At 59.0% G+C, this 18,908-nt stretch carries 16 protein-coding genes; all 16 read left to right on the forward strand.

The genetic code is table 11. The features are described from left to right. The first annotated feature begins 8 nt into the window (after positions 1-8). The 16 genes from DWZ22_RS06520 (at position 9) to DWZ22_RS06600 (ending at position 18,905) form a co-directional block, all read left to right on the forward strand. The gene (locus tag DWZ22_RS06520) at positions 9-464 is read left to right on the forward strand and encodes a DUF523 domain-containing protein (RefSeq protein ID WP_117799234.1); all 456 of its coding nucleotides are present in this window, start codon (positions 9-11) and stop codon (positions 462-464) included. Between the two features lie 563 nt (positions 465-1,027). Continuing rightward, positions 1,028-3,805, forward strand: a complete 2,778-nt coding sequence (gene ileS, locus DWZ22_RS06525; protein WP_369833903.1) for an isoleucine--tRNA ligase — start codon at positions 1,028-1,030, stop codon at positions 3,803-3,805. Between the two features lie 258 nt (positions 3,806-4,063). Continuing rightward, a complete protein-coding gene (gene lspA / locus DWZ22_RS06530; RefSeq protein WP_118345419.1) occupies positions 4,064-4,645 on the forward strand; it encodes a signal peptidase II in 582 nt (193 codons plus the stop codon). Next, positions 4,645-5,658: an RluA family pseudouridine synthase gene (locus tag DWZ22_RS06535; protein WP_118405731.1), complete on the forward strand. Its 1,014-nt coding sequence runs from the start codon at positions 4,645-4,647 to the stop codon at positions 5,656-5,658. The genes lspA and DWZ22_RS06535 overlap by 1 nt, the downstream gene beginning before the upstream one ends. Before the next feature lie 82 nt (positions 5,659-5,740). Then, complete coding sequence (locus tag DWZ22_RS06540) at positions 5,741-7,036, forward strand: glycosyltransferase family 2 protein (RefSeq protein ID WP_118405732.1); 1,296 nt, start codon at positions 5,741-5,743, stop codon at positions 7,034-7,036. Between the two features lie 78 nt (positions 7,037-7,114). Then, a complete protein-coding gene (locus DWZ22_RS06545; RefSeq protein WP_118273430.1) occupies positions 7,115-7,540 on the forward strand; it encodes a prepilin peptidase in 426 nt (141 codons plus the stop codon). 31 nt (positions 7,541-7,571) lie between these two features. After that, entirely contained in the window at positions 7,572-8,819 is a 1,248-nt protein-coding gene (locus DWZ22_RS06550; protein WP_117742834.1) for a deoxyguanosinetriphosphate triphosphohydrolase family protein, read from the forward strand. A 60-nt stretch (positions 8,820-8,879) separates the two neighbouring features. Continuing rightward, entirely contained in the window at positions 8,880-10,229 is a 1,350-nt protein-coding gene (locus tag DWZ22_RS06555; RefSeq protein ID WP_199406626.1) for a replication-associated recombination protein A, read from the forward strand. Between the two features lie 95 nt (positions 10,230-10,324). Then, positions 10,325-10,903, forward strand: coding sequence for a hypothetical protein (locus tag DWZ22_RS06560; RefSeq protein ID WP_117735058.1), 579 nt, complete (start codon positions 10,325-10,327; stop codon positions 10,901-10,903). A gap of 1 nt (position 10,904) precedes the next feature. Further along, entirely contained in the window at positions 10,905-11,282 is a 378-nt protein-coding gene (locus tag DWZ22_RS06565; RefSeq protein WP_022094590.1) for a hypothetical protein, read from the forward strand. A 1-nt stretch (position 11,283) separates the two neighbouring features. Beyond that, positions 11,284-12,075 (forward strand): RNA polymerase sigma factor SigF, encoded by a 792-nt coding sequence (locus DWZ22_RS06570; RefSeq protein WP_117735059.1) that lies wholly within the window; start codon positions 11,284-11,286, stop codon positions 12,073-12,075. Further along, the gene (locus DWZ22_RS06575; protein WP_118405733.1) at positions 12,072-13,484 is read left to right on the forward strand and encodes an AI-2E family transporter; all 1,413 of its coding nucleotides are present in this window, start codon (positions 12,072-12,074) and stop codon (positions 13,482-13,484) included. Before DWZ22_RS06570 ends, DWZ22_RS06575 begins: the two co-directional genes overlap by 4 nt. A gap of 440 nt (positions 13,485-13,924) precedes the next feature. Beyond that, entirely contained in the window at positions 13,925-16,582 is a 2,658-nt protein-coding gene (gene alaS, locus DWZ22_RS06585) for an alanine--tRNA ligase (protein WP_118405734.1), read from the forward strand. A 17-nt stretch (positions 16,583-16,599) separates the two neighbouring features. After that, positions 16,600-17,028 carry a Holliday junction resolvase RuvX gene (gene ruvX, locus DWZ22_RS06590; RefSeq protein WP_117742838.1) on the forward strand — a complete coding sequence of 143 codons (429 nt, stop codon included), beginning with the start codon at positions 16,600-16,602 and terminating at the stop codon, positions 17,026-17,028. 355 nt (positions 17,029-17,383) lie between these two features. Beyond that, on the forward strand, positions 17,384-18,406 hold the full coding sequence (gene mltG / locus DWZ22_RS06595) for an endolytic transglycosylase MltG (RefSeq protein WP_117877143.1): 1,023 nt from the start codon (positions 17,384-17,386) through the stop codon (positions 18,404-18,406). 1 nt (position 18,407) lies between these two features. After that, the gene (locus DWZ22_RS06600; protein WP_117646451.1) at positions 18,408-18,905 is read left to right on the forward strand and encodes a YqeG family HAD IIIA-type phosphatase; all 498 of its coding nucleotides are present in this window, start codon (positions 18,408-18,410) and stop codon (positions 18,903-18,905) included. The last annotated feature ends 3 nt before the right edge of the window (positions 18,906-18,908 follow it).

Consider the following 18,908-nt stretch of genomic DNA (forward strand, 5'->3'; position numbering starts at 1 on the left):
GGATGGAAATGAAGATCGTGGTGAGCGCCTGCTTGATGGGCGAGAACTGTAAATATAACGGGCTTGACAATTACCATCGCAAGCTGGTCGAGGCTTGCGAACGTACGGGGACCGAGGTCCTGCTGGTGTGCCCTGAGGTTTTTGGCGGTCTGCCTACGCCGCGCAAGCCGTCCGAGATTGTGGACGGTGAGGTCCGCACCTGCGAGGGCACCTCGGTCGATCGCGAGTTTCGTCTAGGTGCCCAGCGTGCGCTCGATATGTGCGAGCACTTTGGCGGCCCGTCCGAGATCGCTGCGTGCTTCCTTCAGGACCGCAGTCCCTCGTGTGGCGCGGGTCGTATCTATGATGGAACCTTTAGCGGTACGCTCATCGCGGGCAACGGTGTCTTCGTCGATCTACTGCTGCGCCACGGTTATCGCGTGATTCCGGCTAGCGAGTTCGACCCCAGCATGCTGGAGCAATAAAAAACCACCACAAAGGTGCCTGTCCCCTTTGTGGTGGTTTTGGTAGGTTAGGCGAGGAGCGTGTGACCGTAGGCGTTGGCCGCCCGGTATTTTGCTCCAAGAGAAAGTCCACAGCCGCGAGATTTTTCGAACGTATAAAACCAGTGTTGAGGGTTTTTTGCCGGCGTTGACCGTGCTACTATACAGCGCATAAGCGTTGATGGGGACGAGTAGTCGGCCATCCGCATGCTACAGAGAGCGGGGAGCGCTGAGAACCCGTGCATGCGACCGATGAAAATCACCCCGGAGCTGCGGTCCCAACGGACGCGCCGCACAGGCACGTCTTAGTAGACATCGCCGAGATGGTCGTCGATACAGGCCAGCCGAGTAACGGATGCGAGCGCGTGGCGACGCGGGCGAGGGCATCTAAGCTGGGTGGTTAAGCGAAGAGCTTTTACGGGCAGTCTGCCCGTTTTGTGGCGCTTCGTCCCAGCTTGTAGGGACGGGCGCTATTTTTGGTGCCCAGAGGGCGTGTGCGCCCACGACATGAAAGGGGTACCGTGGCAAACGAGTACAAGCAGACGATGAATCTGCCCAAAACCGGATTTCCCATGCGTGCCGGTCTTTCCAAGTCCGAGCCCAAGCGACTCAAGGACTGGCAGGACAACAAGGTCTACGAGCAGGTTTTGAAGAAGAACGAGGGTCACAAGAAATTCGTGCTGCACGACGGTCCTCCGTACGCCAACGGCCCGATCCATATCGGCCACGCCATGAACAAGATCTCCAAGGACATGATCAACCGTTACTGGATGATGCAGGGCTGCGAAGTTCCCTATGTCCCCGGTTGGGACTGCCATGGCCAGCCAATCGAGCACAAGGTCGAGGAGAAGCTCGGCACCGAGAAGTTCAACCAGACCTCCACGGCTAAGATTCGCGAGCTTTGCAACAAGTTCGCTGTCGAGAACATCGAGTTGCAGAAGGCCGGCTTCCGTCGCCTGGGCGTGCTTGGCGACTGGGACAACCCCTACCTGACGCTTTATCACCAGCACGATGCCGCCGACATCGAGGTCTTTAAGGCCATGTTCGACAAAGGCATGATCTATCGCGGCCACAAGCCGGTTCACTGGTGCAAGCATTGCCATACCGCGCTGGCCGAGGCCGAGATCGAGTACTCCGACGAGACGAGCCCCTCCATCTACGTCCGCTTTGAGATGACTTCCAAGCCCGCTGGCCTCGAGAGCTTCGATGGCCCGGTCGACTTTATCATCTGGACGACTACGCCGTGGACTATCCCCTCCGACCAGGCAGTCTCCCTCAAGCCCGGTGCCGCCTACGTCGCCGTTGAGCACGACGGCCGCGCCGAGGTCATGCTCGAGGACCTGGCTCCCAAGTGCTGCGAGGAGTTTGGCTGGGAGTACACCCCGGTCACGGTCGACGGCAAGCCCTATGTGGTTCCCGCCGAGACCTTCCACCACATCCACTACAAGCAGCCGATCTTTGACGGTGTTGAGGGCGTGGCGCTGCTGGCCGATTACGTCGGTGTCGATGACGGTACCGGTATTGTCCACAACTCGCCCGGTCACGGCGTCGACGACTACTTCGCCTGCCTCAAGGAGGGCATCACCGACATCTGCATGCCGGTCGACGACGACGGTAAGTTCTACACCGGCGAGGAGTTTGGCACCGGTGGTCCCTTCAGCGGTATGGACACCGACGAGGCTAACCCGCACATCATCGAGTTCCTGCGCGAGCGCGGCACCCTGGTTCTCGAGAAGAAGATCACGCACAGCTATCCGCACTGCTGGCGCTGCAAGCACCCGGTGCTCTTCCGTGCCACCGACCAGTGGTTTGTCTCGATGGACAAGACCGGTTTGCGTGAGCAGGCTGGCAAGGAGGTTCGCGAGAACGTCAAGTGGTATCCGGCTCACGCCGCCAACCGCATCGGCGCTATGGTCGAGCAGCGTCCCGACTGGTGTATCAGCCGCCAGCGCAACTGGGGCGTGCCTATCCCCAGCTACACCTGCGCCGACTGCGGCGAGAAGGTCATGAACGACGCCACGCTCGACGCCGTCATCAAGCTCTTCCACGAGAAGGGCTCCGATGCCTGGTTCACCGACGCTCCCGAGAGCTATCTGGGCGAGGCCTGCGTCTGCCCCAAGTGCGGCGGCCATCACCTCAAGGCCGATAAGGACATCCTCGACGTATGGTGGGACTCCGGCGTGTCTTGGAAGGCCGTCTGCGAGTATCGTCCCGAGCTGGAGTACCCGGCGGACGTCTACCTCGAGGGTTCCGACCAGCACCGAGGTTGGTTCCAGAGCTCGCTGCTCACCTCGGTGGGTGCCAACGGCCACGCTCCGTACAAGGCGGTCGTCTCGCAGGGCTTTACCCTCGACGGCCAGGGCCGCAAGATGTCCAAGTCGCTCGGCAACGTCATCGACCCCAACAAGGTCTGCGACGAGATGGGCGCCGACATCATCCGTCTGTGGGTTGCCTCCGTCGACACCAGCTCCGACGTCTCCATCGACCACGAGATTCTCGCTCGTACGTCCGATGCCTACCGTCGTTTCCGTAACACGCTGCGCTTCTTGCTCTCCGAGCTCGAGGGCCAGTTTGAGCCCGAGACCGACGGCGTCGCCTTTGCCGACCTGCTGCCGCTCGACAAGCTCATGGTCGCCCGTCTGACCCAGGTCCAGGCTGAGGTCGACGACGCCTACGCTAGCTACGAGTTCCCGCGCGCCTACCGTGCGCTCTACGACTTTGTGGTTACCGAGCTTTCCAACGTGTACCTTGACGCCCTGAAGGACCGTCTGTACTGCGACAAGCCCGGCTCGCTCGAGCGTCGCAGCGCCCAGACCGTGCTGGCCGAGCTCTTCTCGATGCTCATGCGTGACCTGCAGCCGATCTTGTCCTACACCGTCGACGAGGCCATGGCCTATGCGCCTGCTGGCTGCGTCGATCACCAGAAGTACGCCGCGCTGCTCGATTGGTACAAGTCGCCCATCACGGTCGACGAGGCCAACGAGTTTGAGGGTGTGCTCGAGGCTTCGCTCGAGCTCCGTGGCGCCGTGACCAAGGCCCTTGAGGATGCCCGTTCTGCCGGCACCTTCACCAAGAGCCAGCAGGTCCGCGTCAAGGCGGTCGTTCCCGCCGAGATGTATGCGCTGCTGACTGGCGATAAGGCTGTCGACTTGGCCGAGTTCTACATCGTATCCGATGTTGAGCTGACCCAGGGCGAGGAGCTTTCCGTTGCCATCGAGGCTGCCGAAGGCGAGTGCTGCGACCGTTGCTGGAACTACCGCACCACCGTCGGCGAGTACAACGGCCACGCGCACATCTGCAAACGTTGTGCCGAAGCTCTTTAGTTACGCGGTTTTACCAAACCGCGTAACCAGTTGACGCTGCAAACCCGCCAGAGCGGCAATCTGCCTTTCAACTTCGGCGGCATGACCAGAAGGTCAATGCCGCCTTGTTTCAAGGCACCTTGCTCGCTCTGGCGGGTTTTCGCTGTCGGTAACGAATCATCGGCTATTTCGTTGCTGGTCAATATAAGATATTGATTTGCGTTAAACGTAATTCGATGTTCTTGAGGGTAGGGGATTTCTTTGGGTCGTGGTGCGGATATGACGCCGTCTTTGCGTTGGCGGTTGGGTGTTGCTGGTAGCGTGGCGCTGGTTGTGCTGCTTCTTGACCAGCTGACCAAGCTTGCGGTTCGTGCCGTGGGCGATGCTCTGCATATGACCGTTATCCCCGGCGTGATTGACTTTCTGTTTGTCCGTAATATCGGAGCTGCCTTTAGCATGGGCGAGGGTCATGGCATTGCGTTTGTCGTGCTGGCACTTGTCGTCATCATTGCCATCGCGGTGTATCTTGTTCGTGTGCCTCAGCTTGCTCGCCTGGAGGTCGTTGGTATGGCTATGGTCGCGGGCGGTGCCGTCGGCAATGCGATCGATCGTTTGACCTTTGGCTTCGTGACCGATTTTATTGCCACCACCTTCATCGATTTCCCCGTCTTTAACGTTGCCGATATCGGCATTACGGTCGGTGTCGTGCTGGCGCTCATCGGCTACATGTTCTTGAGCCCTGCTGCTCGTGAGGTCGATGCGACTGCCGAGCTCAACGCTCGTGACGAGGCCCGCGCCAAACGCAAAGCCAAGCAGCGTGGGGAGCGCGCCCGCAAGATTCGCGAAAGGAATGAGCGCTAATGGCCGACATTCATATTCTTGTTGCTGACGATTCCGCTGGTCAGCGTCTCGACGCCTATCTGGGTGCCAACGACGGCTGTCCCACACGCTCTGCCTGCGCGCATCTGATTGAGGGCGGCGCCGTTGCCGTCAACGGCGAGACCTGTCTCTCCAAAAAGTACGCCGTGCGAGCCGGCGACCGTATTTCGGTCGATTTGCCCGAGCCGCACGACCCGACCGACGTGATACCCGAGGCCATCCCGCTCGACATTCGCTATGAGGATGACTATCTCATTGTGCTCTCCAAGCAGCGCGGCCTGGTGTGCCATCCTGCGCATGGTCATGAGAGCGGTACGCTCGCGAATGCCCTGGTCTATCACTGCGGTATCGACCATCTGGGCACCGTGCAGGGCGAGGATCGCCCCGGCATCGTGCATCGTCTGGATCGCGACACTTCGGGCCTTATGCTTGCGGCCAAGGACGACGACACCCAGCGCGCGCTCCAAAATCTTATCCGTACGCGCACGCTCGACCGCCGCTATATCACGCTCGTTCACGGACATATCGCTATGGATGAGGGGACCATCAACACTGGTATCGCCCGCTCTACGCGTGACCGCGTCAAGATGGCAGTCTCAGATGATCCCTTTGCCCGCCAGGCCATTACGACCTTTAAGGTCCTCGAGCGCTTCGATTCCACGCGTTTTGACGATGGCTATACGCTCGTCGAGTGCCACCTGTTTACGGGCCGCACACATCAGATTCGCGTGCATATGCGCCATATCAACCACGGCTGCGTGGGCGATCCACTCTACGGCAAGTGCGATGCACGCGCCGATCAGGGTCTGACCAGGCAATTCCTTCATTCCTGGCGCGTCTCATTCGACCATCCCGTGACGGGGGAGTGCATTGAGTGCCGCGACGAGCTGCCGTGGGATCTCGCTGCGGTTCTTGACGACCTGGCCCCGCGCTCGCTTGGTCGCACCGCTGCCGGCGACGAGATCGTTCCTCAGCTCGGTCTTCTCGAAGCCTAGTCAGTATTAGGTGGTTTCTTGAACGCCCCTAGCCTGCGGTAAAATATACTGTTGTTTACGTAACGCGTTCCTGGGAGCCTGCATGCTCGCCTATTTACAAACCAACACGCCCATCGTGATCTTTAACCAGATTGTGGTTACGCTGCTCACGGTCTGCTTTCTGTACCAGGTCGTCTTCTTTGTCATTGGCGCCCTGCGCGGTGAGGTTGCACCTCCCAAGGCCAAAAAGCTCCATCGCTATGCCTTCTTCATTGCGGCGCATAACGAGGAGGCGGTAATTGCCAATCTCGTGCGCTCCATCAAAGACCAGGACTATCCGTCCGAGCTTATCGAGGTCTTCGTGGTTGCCGATGCCTGCACCGATAACACGGCGCAGCTCGCTCGCGAGGCTGGCGCCATCGTCTATGAGCGTAATGACCTGGCCCGTAAGGGTAAGAGCTGGGTCATGGACTTTGGTTTTGACCGCATTCTTAACGAGTATCCCGATATCTTTGAGGGCTACTTTATTTTCGACGCCGACAACGTTATCTCCCGCGATTACGTCTCCAAGATGAATGACGCCTTTGACCAGGGCTTCCATGTGGTCACAAGCTACCGCAACTCCAAAAACTTTGGTAGCTCGTGGATCTCGGCTGCCAACGCCACTTGGTACCTGCGCGAGGCGCGTTTCCTCAATAACGCACGTAATATCTGCAAGACTTCCTGTGCCGTTTCGGGTTCGGGCTACCTTATCTCGGCGAGCGTGATCGAGGGCATGCACGGTTGGCAGTTCCATACGCTGACCGAGGACATCCAGTTCACCACGTTCTGCGCCATTCACGGCATCCGCATTGGCTATGCGCCGGCGGAGTTCTTTGACGAGCAGCCCGTGACGTTCAAGGCATCCTGGAAGCAGCGTATGCGTTGGACCAAGGGCTTTTACCAGGTGTTCTTTACGTATGGTAAGCACCTGGTCAAGTCGACCTTCCGCTATCATCGCTTTGCCGCATATGACATGTTTATGACCATCGCTCCGGGCATGCTTCTGTCCCTGATTTCCATGCTAGCCAACGCGACGTTCCTTATCGTGGGTGGACTCTCACACGGCTTCTTGGCTACCGAAGTCGAGATGCAGGCTTGTGCCGCCTCGCTCATTATGACCTTCGCGATGATGTACCAGACCTTCTTTATCCTGGCGCTGCTCACGACCATCTTTGAGTACAAGCACATTCACTGCGCTCAAAAGTGGCGCCTGGTGACCAACCTGTTTACCTTCCCGATCTTTATGTTCAGCTATATTCCCATCACGGTGGCCGCACTGTTCCTAAAGGTCGACTGGGTCCCGACGCAGCACGCCGTCAACGTTACCCTCGACGAGGTCATGCAAGGCGCTAAATAACCACCACCAAAACCACCACAAAGGGGACAGGCACCTTTGTGGTGGTTTTTGCTTTTGAGCAGCTGTTCATGGAGGTGCATGATGTTCTATATCCCATTTTGGATCTGCGCCTTTGCCGGTGCGGTGGTTGATGCCCGCGAGCGGCGGTACCCGAATGAGCTTGCCGGCGCGTGCGCGGTGGCGGCGTTTGCGGGCGTTTGGCTCGACCTTGGTTTGAGCACAGCGCTTGACCACGCGGGTCTAGCCGTCATCATGTATCTTGCTCTCGTGCTGACTGAGTCCCTCTGGCGTCGTCTTCGCCAAACCCCGGGCATCGGCATGGGAGATGCCAAGGCGCTCTTCGCGCTTTGCACGCTCGACCCTATGGGTGGCATCGTGGCATTTGCCGCCGCGCTCCTGGCCCTTGCCCTCTCCTGCCTCATCACAAAATCGCGCTCCCTGCCATTGCTCCCGTTTTTGGTGCCGATTTTTGCCATAATCGAGGTCGTGGGCTGCACATTGTAACCGATTGCGCATCCTTCTTAAGGAGCATGCCATGGCAACTAATCAAGAAACGGCCGTCATAAAGGCGCGCATGGACCGTATTCCCTCGGCGTTGTCGTCCGAACTTGTCGAGCGCATTGCCGCCGATCGTGCTTCGGGCTATGTCAACCCGTGTCGTTGCAACGACGACCAGGTCATTCGTCGTGTTGATCGTGTCGCCGACAAAGGTACGCTTATGCGTCCAGCGTTTATGCGCGATACCGAAAAGATACTTCATCTTCCGGCGTACACCCGTTATGCAGGCAAAACGCAGGTCTTTAGTTTCCGTAGCAATGACGATCTGTCACGTCGCGGTTTGCACGTGCAGCTTGTTTCGCGCATCGCACGCGATATCGGCCGCGCCTTGGGGCTCAACTGTGATCTGATCGAGGCGATTGGCCTGGGCCACGACTTGGGGCACACGCCCTTTGGCCATGCCGGTGAGCGATTCCTCAACGATATTTACCACGAGCGCACCGGCCGCTTCTTTTTCCATAACGTGCAGTCGGTGCGCGTGCTCGATGCCCTGTATGGCCGCAACGTATCGCTCCAGACGCTCGACGGCGTGCTATGCCATAACGGCGAGTACGAGCAGCGCGTGTTTGAATTGTCGGATATGGGCTCCTTTGACCAGTTCGATCGGACAGTTGAGGACTGTATCGCCACGGGCTATGGCGCTATTGAGCACCTGCGTCCCATGACGCTCGAGGGCTGCGTCGTTCGCATTTCGGACATCCTCGCCTACGTCGGTCGTGACCGTCAGGATGCGATCGCGGCGGGCCTGCTTTCGCCAGACGCTTTTGATGATGGCCGGGGCGGTGCCTACAACAGTTGGATCCTCACGCACGCTTCCATCGATATCGTCGAGCACAGCTATGGCAAGCCGCGCATCGAGATGAGCGAGGACCTGTTTGAGGAAATACGCCGAGCCAAGCGCGAGAACTACGAGAAAATCTATAGCAAGGGCGGTATCGAAGGCGACTCCGAAGCGGAGCTGCGAGAGGCCTTCGAAAAGCTCTACGGCCGTTGCCTGCGGGACATAAACGAAGGCGACGAGTCTTCGTACATCTTTAAGCATCACATTTCTCGCATTGAGCAGCAGCTTTCTTACTACGATCGCGTGTATGCCTGGCAGGACGACAAGGATCAAGCCGTGGTGGATTACATCGCGAGCATGACGGACGGTTATTTCTGCGAGCTCACGAGCAAGCTGTTCCCGGGTTTAAAGTTTCCGCACCGCACCTATATTAACGAACGGTAGTTCGTATCCTTTCGGTATACTGTTGGTCAACAACGATTTTGATTGATGCACGGGATGGCTATGGACGACCTTTTTTCTGCCTCGACGCGCGAGCGTTCCTTTAGAAATGCGCCGCTCGCGGTGCGCATGCGCCCCAATTCGCTCGATGATTACGTGGGCCAGCAAAAGGCCGTCGGTAAGGGCTCATGGCTGCGTGCCGCGATTGAGCACGACGTGCTATCGAGTGTGATTCTGTACGGGCCGGCCGGTACGGGCAAGACGACGCTGGCCCACATTATCGCCAACCATACCAAGAGCGAGTTTGTCGAGGTCAGCGCCGTCACGGGTACTGTGAAGGATCTGCGCCGCGTGATTGACGAGGCAAAGACGCGCCTGAATACCTACGACCGTCGCACCATCCTGTTTATCGACGAGATTCATCGCTTTTCCAAGTCGCAGCAGGATGCCCTGTTGCATGCAGTCGAGAATCGTACCGTCATTATGATCGGCGCCACGACGGAGAACCCGTACTTCGAGGTCAACTCGGCGTTGCTCTCGCGTGGTCGCGTGGTGGAGCTTGAGCACTTAAAGGACGAGGATATTGCGACGCTTATCGAGCGTGCGCTCGAGGCGCCGCAGGGTCTGAACGGCAAGTTCTCGGCCGATGAGGATACGGTTAAGACCATCTGCACGCTGGCCGCCGGCGACGCTCGCTCGGCGCTCACGACGCTCGAGCTTGCGAGCGAGATTGCCGTCACGCGTCCCGATACCGAGGGAACGCCAGCGCCTGCGGCGGGGGAGCGCTATCCCATTACCGTGGATGACGTGAAGATTGCCAATCCGCGTCGCGGTTTTTCGTATGACAAAAACGGCGACATGCACTATGACATTATCAGTGCGTTCATCAAGTCCATGCGCGGCAGCGACCCCGATGCCACCATTTATTGGCTCGCGCGCATGATCGATGCGGGTGAGGATCCTAAGTTTATCGCCCGCCGCATTATGATTCAGGCTTCTGAGGACGTTGGTAATGCCGATCCGCAGGCACTTTTGGTGGCGCATGCTGCCTTTAAATCTGCTGAAGTTATTGGCTATCCTGAATGTCGCATTAACCTGGCACAAGCTGCGCTCTATGTGTGCTTGGCGCCTAAGTCCAATGCGTGCGAGGCCTCGATCGATGCGGCGCTAGCCGATATCCACAGCAGTGGTCTTCGCGAGGTGCCCAGTTACCTACGCGATCGCCATCGCCCTGGTAGCGATGAGTACGGCGTTTACAAGTATCCGCACGATTATCCCGAAGGCTGGGTCGATCAGCGCTACTTGCCCGACGGCCTGGAACATGGTGCCTTTTGGCAGCCTGCCGGCCGCGGTTGGGAAGAGTGGCGTGTGGAGCAAAGCGAACGTGACCGTAGCGGTAACGCGCCCAAGTAGGTCATTGGCACCTCGCACATTCCCTTTGGGTATCTTTCCCCTTCTTTGGGGTACCATGAACAGCGTCTGTATTTCGATTTTTCCGGGAGGCTTGTATGAGTCCCATTCAAATTGCCCTGCTGGTGCTTGCCATTGCCGGCGTGTGGGCTATCGCTGAGCTCGCGCTCACGCTGCGCAAGACCCGCACCGTTGTCGACTCGCTCGATAAGACCGTAACCGACCTCAACAACACTATCGCCGAGGCGCAGCCGGTGGTGGCAAAACTCGATGGCGCTGTCGACGAGCTTACACCGGCACTTGCCCAGATTGAGCCGCTGCTTAAGTCGAGCAAGACCGCCGTTGACGCCCTGACGTCCAACCTCGTTGAGGTTGAGGCCGTCGTTCGCGACATTTCCGAGGTCACGGGCAGTATGGCCGAGGCCAGCAACGCCGTGTCGAGCGTGACCGATTCTGCCGCCGGTGCCGTGCAGAAGCTGTTCAATAAGGTGAAGGCACCTGCAGCTGACGCCGAGCGCAAGCTCGCCGCTGCCGCTGCGGAGGCCGAGCAGCCCACCGAGCGCGTCCTAATTGGCGAGGACGAGGCCGCCGATGGCGCAGATGTGGCTCACAAGTCTGTAGCCAGGCCGGCTCAGTATTACACCTATACGCCCGCCGAGACCTCTGAGGAGTCCTGAGATGAGTAGCGAAGCAACCTGCCCCATCACGCTTACCGTTGCTGGTGACCCGCGTCTCGCTCGCCTTGTGCGCATGACGGCGGCCAACGTTGGTGCCCTGTGCTCCATGTCTGTCGATCGCATCGAGGACATCCGCATGGCTGCCGAGGAAGCCTTCATCTTTGGCTGCACGGCTGTTGATTCCGACGATATCTCGATCAAATTCGATGTCGACGAATCGCACGTGGGCATGACCTTTACCTTTGGCGATCAGGCGACTGTCGATGAAGACGACCAGGCTGCGGTGTATGCCGAGCTCATCCTTGCAAGCGTGTGCGACTCCTACGAAAAGACCGCTGCGCCCCTGACGCTTTCCCTCGACCTCAAGGCGGATATCTAATATGACCGAACGTTCCCGGAGCGGCAAGACCGCTTGGGATAAGGAGAAAACCCGCGAGCTGTTTCGCCGCTACAAGGAGACCGGTGATCCGGACGCCCGCGAGCAGCTCGTCATGTCCCATATGAACCTGGTAAGGTTTCTTGCCAACAAATTTAAGAATCGCGGCGAGCCACTCGATGACCTTTTGCAGGTCGGCTATCTGGGCTTGCTCAAGGCTATCGACCGCTTTGACCCTGAACGCGGACTTGAGTTCACGACGTTTGCGACACCCACTATCCTGGGTGAGATCAAACGCCATTTCCGCGACAAGGGCTGGAGCGTACGCGTGCCGCGTCGTCTGCAGGAGCTCTCGGCCAAGGTCAACCAGGCTACTGACAAACTTACCAACGAGCTGCAGCGTTCGCCCAAGGTTGAGGAGATCGCTGAGTATCTAGATGTGACTGTCGACGAGGTCCTCGAGGCTATGGAATCGTCTTCGGCCTATACCTCGGTGCCTATCGAGGCTCCCGGTACATCTGATTCCGACGATTCGCCTTCGATTCTCGACCGTTATGCCGACGAGGACAATGAACTCGACTTTACCGATGACCGCTTGGTGATTGAGGAGGCCATTCGCGATTTCTCGCCGCGCGAGCGCGAGGTGATCGAGCTGCGCTTCGTGAAGGGCATGACCCAGATCGAGATCGCCAAGAAGTTGGGTATTTCTCAGGTGCAGGTTTCGCGTCTGCTGCGCCGCACGCTTAAGAAGATTCAGGACAAGATCGACCCCGACGGAGTGATGATTCGTTCATGAGTGAGCGCCCCCAGCAAACCGATCGCGCGCTGCGCGGCACCCGCATTATGACGCTGCGCATTTGGGCTGTTGTCGGCTGCATTGTTATTGCTGCTGTCATCTTTAACCTTATGGGCATCCTGGCACCGGTTATCGAGTTTCTCGCCGTCGGCTCCATTATTGCTTTTGTGATGTCCCCGATCACCAACTGGCTCGAGCATCACGGCGTCGGACGTGGCCTCGGTTCGCTCATCGCGCTCATTGTGGTTGTTGCCGTGCTCGTCGGCGTCGTCTGCATCCTCTCGCCTATTTTGCTCGGTCAAATCATGGATGTCCTGAGCCGCCTGCCCGAGCAGCTTCGTGTTGCGGGTGGCGATCTCAACGAGATGCTCTCGCACGCCAAGACGCTCAACAACACTCCGCTCAAGGAGTATCTGGACGACAATCTTTCTTCGCTGGTTACCGTAGCGTCCAAGTACGTCTCGCAAATCGCTGCCGAGCTCGGCCGCGGTGTGTTTCCGCTCATTACCAACACGGCCTCGCAGCTGTTCGTCATCTTCCTGGGTCTGGTGCTTGCCTACTGGCTTGCCTGCGATTATCCCCGCATGCACCACGAGGTCTGCACCATCATCGGACAGGAAAAAGAGACCTCGTACCGCTTTATGGTTGCCATCCTTTCACGCTCGGTCGGCGGCTATATGCGCGGCATGGTCGTGACGTCCATCTGCGGTGGCTTCCTTGCCTTTATCGGTTTTATGATCATCGGCCATCCGTATGCGGCGCTCATGGCTATCTTTACCGGCATCATGCATTTGGTTCCGGTCGTCGGTCCCTGGGTGAGCGCAGCAATCGCTACGGTACTCGGCTTTATGTTCAGCCCCATGTTGGCGTTATGGACGCTCATCGTGACGATGGTCGCACAAAACGTCACCGATAACGTGATTTCGCCTAAGGTCATGCAGAGCTCGGTGCAGGTGCATCCCGTCATGAGCCTTACGGCCCTCGTTATCGGTTCGGCACTCATGGGTCCCATCGGCATGGTTATTGCCATCCCGCTGTGTGCGGCCCTCAAGGGTATCTTCGTGTACTACTTCGAGAATGAGACCGGCCGCCAGCTCGTGGCCTATGACGGCGCCGTGTTTAAGGGCACGCCGTACCGCGATGCCGATGGCAACCCGGTCGCCGCCTACGACGCGCTCGGAGATGATACGTTCATTTACGAGTCTGAGCTCATCGGCAACGAGACTGCGCCCGAGGCCAAGGCCATGCCCAAGCCCGAGCTCGATAATCCCTGGATTAAGCTCTCGGGCCTGCAACCCGATGCCACGGGCTTCTTCAAGAACCCCTTCGCCAAAGACGATGATTCCAACTCGGACGACGATACCAATACCGACATCGACGGCTCCATGGACGATTCGGATTCTAAATAGGTTCTATTAACGTTTCTTGAAGTTGTAAATGACAAGAAACGCGACCAAAGCGATTGATAAGGGGCCGGCTACATAGAAAAAGAGAACGTCAATTGCGCGTAGAGTGTAATAAGCCTTATCGCCGGACATTACTGTATACAATACGTATCCAAATGATGGTTGGTTTGCGTACCAGCATGAGAAGGCTAAGAGCGCTAAAAGTGCTACAACCAGAAGTGCATTCAGGACAAATCGTTTGCTTTTCATCGATCGCTCCTTCCGGGTGAATCTTATATGCAATTATACAGCAGTCCTTTTTCAAAGGATCGCGCAGTACTAAATAACGTGCACTTTCGCTGGAGGGTCGCTGTTTGGCGACCCTCTTTTTTGCACTTGCGCGGTGGGATGGTAATATCGTTACGTTTGAACTGTTTCGATGTGAAACCGAGGAGATTCCCTCTATGAGTGCTGACTACCCGTCAATGACTACGGCCGAGATTCGCTCCAAGTTCCTCAACTTCTTTGAGGAGCGCGGTCTTAAGCTCTATTCTTCTTCGTCCCTCGTCCCCGACGATCCTTCGCTGCTGCTTGCCAACGCCGGTATGAACCAGTTTAAGGAGTACTACCAGGGCAAGAAGACCATGAAGGAGATCGGCGCGATCTCCTGCCAGAAGTGCGTCCGCACCAACGACATCGACTGCATCGGCGAGGACGGCCGTCACCTGTCCTTCTTTGAGATGCTCGGCGACTTCTCCTTTGGCGGCGTCTCCAAGCAGCAGGCTTGCGCTTGGGCCTTTGAGCTCATCACCAAGGAGTTCAAGCTGCCGCTCGACCGCCTGTACTTCACCGTCTTTACCGAGGACGACGAGACTCACGACGTGTGGCGCTCTCTGGGTGTTGCCGAGGATCACATCTCGCGTCTGGGCGAGGATGACAACTTCTGGGCCGCTGGCCCCACCGGCCCCTGCGGTCCGTGCTCCGAGATCTACTTTGACATGGGCGAGGAGGTCGGTTGCGGCAGTCCCGACTGCAAGCCCGGCTGCGACTGCGACCGCTTCCTTGAGTTCTGGAACCTCGTGTTTACCCAGTACGACCGCCAGGAGGACGGCTCCATGCCGGAGCTGCCGCACCGCAACCTCGATACGGGCATGGGCCTGGAGCGCATGGCCGCTATCATGCAGCATAAGACCGCCAACTACGACGGCGATCTGATGCAGCACCTCATCAAGCTCGGTGAGGAGATTAGCGGCAAGACCTATGACGCCGACGATTACTCCGGCGCCAGCCGCTCCCTGCGCATCATTGCCGACCACTCCCGTGCCGTCGACTTTATGATCTCGGACGGCATCCTGCCCGGTAACGAGGGCCGCGAATACGTCCTGCGCCGACTGCTCCGCCGTGCCGTGTTCCACGGCCGCCTGCTGGGCATCGAGGGCGCCTTCCTGACCAAGTTCATCGACGAGGTCAACGCTCAGATGGGCGAGGCCTATCCTGAGCTGCTCAAGAACGTCTCGCTCGTCAAGGGTATCGTTGCCTCCGAGGAAGAGCGCTTCTCCACGACTCTCGACAACGGCCGCGTTTATCTTGACGAGGCCCTGGCAGCGCTCGCCGACGGCGCCGTCCTTCCGGGCGACGTTGCCTTTAAGCTGCACGACACCTTTGGTTTCCCCATCGACCTGACCGTCGAGATCGCCGGCGCTGCTGGCCATGACGTCGACATGGACGGTTTCGCCGCCTGCATGGAGGACCAGAAGGCCCGCGCTCGCGCCAATGCCAAGGGCGACGCCTGGGGCAGCTTCAACGACGTGTGGGTCGAGCTTTCCGACAAGGTTGCCGCGACCGAGTTCGACGGTTACGACAACGATGTGATTGAGGGCGCCAAGGTTGTCGCCATCGTGCGCAACGGCGAGTCCGTCGAGTCCGCTGCCGCCGGCGAGAATGTTGAGGTCGTGCTCGACCGCACCCCGTTCTACGCCGAGATGGGTGGTCAGCAGGGCGACGCCGGCAAGCTTTCCGCCGAGGGCGTTGTTCTGACTGTTGCCGACACCAAGAACCACAATGGCCTGTATGCTCACGTCGCGCACGTTGCCGAGGGCACGCTGACCGTCGGTGCTACCGTGACCGCCGCGCTCGACGCCGAGCGCCGTGGTTTCCTGCGCCGTAACCACACCGCCACCCACCTGCTCGACGCTGCGCTTAAGCAGGTCCTGGGCGAGCATGTCTCCCAGGCCGGCTCGCTGGTGACGCCCGAGCACCTGCGCTTTGACTTCACGCACTTCGAGGCTCTGTCTTCCGAGCAGCTCAAGGCTGTCGAGGACCTGGTCAACCAGCAGATTTTCGCTTCCAAGCCGGTCGTGACCCGCGTCATGGGCATCGATGAGGCCAAGGCCGCCGGCGCTGTCGCCCTGTTTGGCGAGAAGTACGGAGACGTCGTCCGCGTCGTCTCCGTGGGCGCCGAGGATCAGCCGTTCTCCCGCGAGCTCTGCGGAGGTACGCATGCCGCCAATACCGCCGAGATCGGTCTGTTCAAGATCATTTCCGAGTCCTCCACGGGCTCGAACGTCCGCCGTATCGAGGCCGTGACCTCCAAGGGCGCTCTCGATTACATGGCCGACCGCCTGGCGCTCGTTGACGCTGCCGCCGCTGCGCTCAAGTGCCACGTCGACGAGGTTCCCGCCCGCGTGGAGAACCTGCAGGCCGAGCTGCGCGAGACTTCTAACAAGCTCAAGAAGGCTCTGACCGGTGGCTCCTCCGACGCCATTTCCAGCGCCATCGACGGCGCTGTCGAGCTGAATGGCTACAAGCTCGTCGTCGCTGAGCTCCAGGGTCTCGAGGCCGCAGACCTGCGCAACGTCTGGGATACCGTGCACCAGAAGGTTGCCGGCCCCGTCGCCTGCGTAGTTGCCAGCGTTACCGGGAAGGGCACCCCGGCCCTGCTCGCCGCCGGCTCCGATGACGCTGTGAAGGCCGGTTTCCACGCCGGCAACGTGATCAAGCAGATCGCGGGCCTGGTCGATGGTCGCGGTGGCGGTCGTCCCAACATGGCCCAGGCCGGTGGCAAGAACGCTGCCGGTATCGCCGATGCCATCGCGGCCGCCAAGACCGCGCTCGGCGCCTAAGAACCTAAGTAGTCGCTGTGGTCGCGCTCGCGCTGGACATAGGGGAGACTAGGATCGGTATTGCCGTCTCAAGCCGTGATGGCAAGATGGCAATGCCTGTCAAGGTGCTTCCGGCTGCTGAGGTCACCGGTATGTCCAAGACGTTTCGCTACATGGTCGAGGACTATGAGCCCGATATCCTGGTAAGCGGACGTCCCTTGACCATGGCCGGTGAGCCCGGCCCCCAGGCCGAGCGCGTCGCCGCCGTAGCGCAAAAGATTGCCGACGAGCTCGAACTTCCGCTGGAGTTTGAGGACGAGCGCCTGTCCTCGCAAGAGGCCAAGCGCATCTTGCGCGAGCAGGGACTCAACGAAAAGCAGATGAGGGGCAAGATTGACATGATTGCCGCTAGCCTGTTTTTGCAGACGTGGCTTGATCGTAAAAACGAGGAGGTCTCGCATGCCTAGCGCTTCCGATCCGCGCCAGCCGATTCGTACACGACAGCCTGTGCCGCGCCCTACCCAACCTGGCCAGCGTCCGGCACAGCCGACACAGCGCGCAGCTCAGCCTGCCGCGCGCCCGGTGCAGCCCTCCTCTCGTTCGGCCCAACCTGCTCAGCGGACGGGTCAGCAGCCCACTGCTCGTACAGCCCAGCCTACAGGCGGTACCCGCTTTAAGCAGCAGGCACCTATCCAGCGAACGCAGGCCCCCCAATCGCATTCGTATCACGCTCATGGCTCGCACGGCGTTGCTCCGGCCACGCGATCGAGCTATAACACGCACGCCCGCCGTGGTGCCCAAAAGAAAAGCTCCCCGGTGCCTATGATTATCGGTGGCGTTGTCGCCGTGCTTGCGCTTGTCGCGATCGTTTTCTTTGTCGTGCCAGTCGTCAAGGGCTTCTTTGCCGGCGAGGATTCGAAGGTCACGGCTGGTCAGCAGGTTACGGTGACCATTCCCGACGGTGCTTCGGGCGATACGATCGCCTCGATTCTCTCCGAGAACCATATCGTCGAAAATCCCAAGGATTACTATGCGGCGGTAAAAAAACTCAACGCCGATATGTCGCTTAAGCCCGGTACTTATTCGTTCACCACGCTCATGGATACGACTAAGGTGGTGCAGCAACTCATGGAAGGCCCCAACGCGGGCTCCAATGCGCTGACGATTCCCGAGGGCTTGACGGTCGATCAAGTCGCCGACCGTGTGGCCCAGGCCTACGACAGCATCTCTAAGGAAGACTTCCTCAACCAGGCCAAGGCCTCCAACTACGTGGACGATTATAGCTTCCTTAGGGGTGCTGCAAACGATTCGCTCGAGGGCTTCTTGTTCCCCAAGACCTATTCGCTGGGCGATTCGCCGACGGCCGATGAAGTGATTCGCGCCATGCTCGATCAGTTTAAGACCGAGTACAAGTCGCTTGACTTTGCCAGCTGCGAGGCCAAGATCAAGGAGCGCTACGGTGTGGAGATGTCCGATTACGACATCGTTAACCTTGCCTCTATCGTTGAGCGCGAGGGTCTCAACGCCGATCAACGGTCGCACGTGGCCTCGGTCTTCTACAACCGCCTTGCCGGTAAGCTTGACGGTCTGCGTTATCTCAACAGCGATGCGACCATGATGTATGTTACCGGCGGCGAGGTTACCGCCGACGACCTGCAGAGCGATAGCCCGTATAACACCTATAAGCACGAGGGCCTGCCGCCCACGCCCATCTGTTCTCCGTCGCTCGAGGCGCTCAAGGCCACCCTTGAGCCGACCGACTCCGATGACCTGTATTTCTACATTACACAGGACGAGGAGTATTTCTCGCAAACCTACGAAGAACATCAACAGTCTTGGAATTAGCATGAGGATTTTTAGCCCCAAACGATACGTTGCCTCGGTCGATCGCATCGACCTTGATACCCTGTGGGCCGACGGCAAACGCGCCATTCTGCTCGATCGCGATAACACCCTGGTGCCGCGCGATACCGAGCAGGTTCCCGCCGCGGTTTCCGCTTGGCTCGATGCCGCCCGTGCCAAAGGCTTTAAGCTGTGCATGGTGTCCAACAACTGGCATCGCGACCAGGTCATGAGCTCTGCACGCGAGTTGGGGCTCGAGGCCATCAGCCACGCCATGAAGCCGGCGCCGTTTGCCCTCAAGGCGGGTCTTAAGCGCCTCGGCGCCACGGCCGATGAAGCGGTGCTGATCGGTGATCAGCTCTACACGGACGTGTGGAGCGGCAACTTTGCCGGCGTCGATACCATCCTGGTCAAGCCGCAAGCAACCCAGGACCTGTGGTACACGCAGATCTTCCGTATCTTTGAGCGCCGTGCCCTGCGCGACCTTCCCTGCGAGGAATAGGTC

Source organism: Collinsella sp. AF31-11, assembly GCF_003475605.1.
Classification (GTDB): Bacteria; Actinomycetota; Coriobacteriia; order Coriobacteriales; family Coriobacteriaceae; genus Collinsella.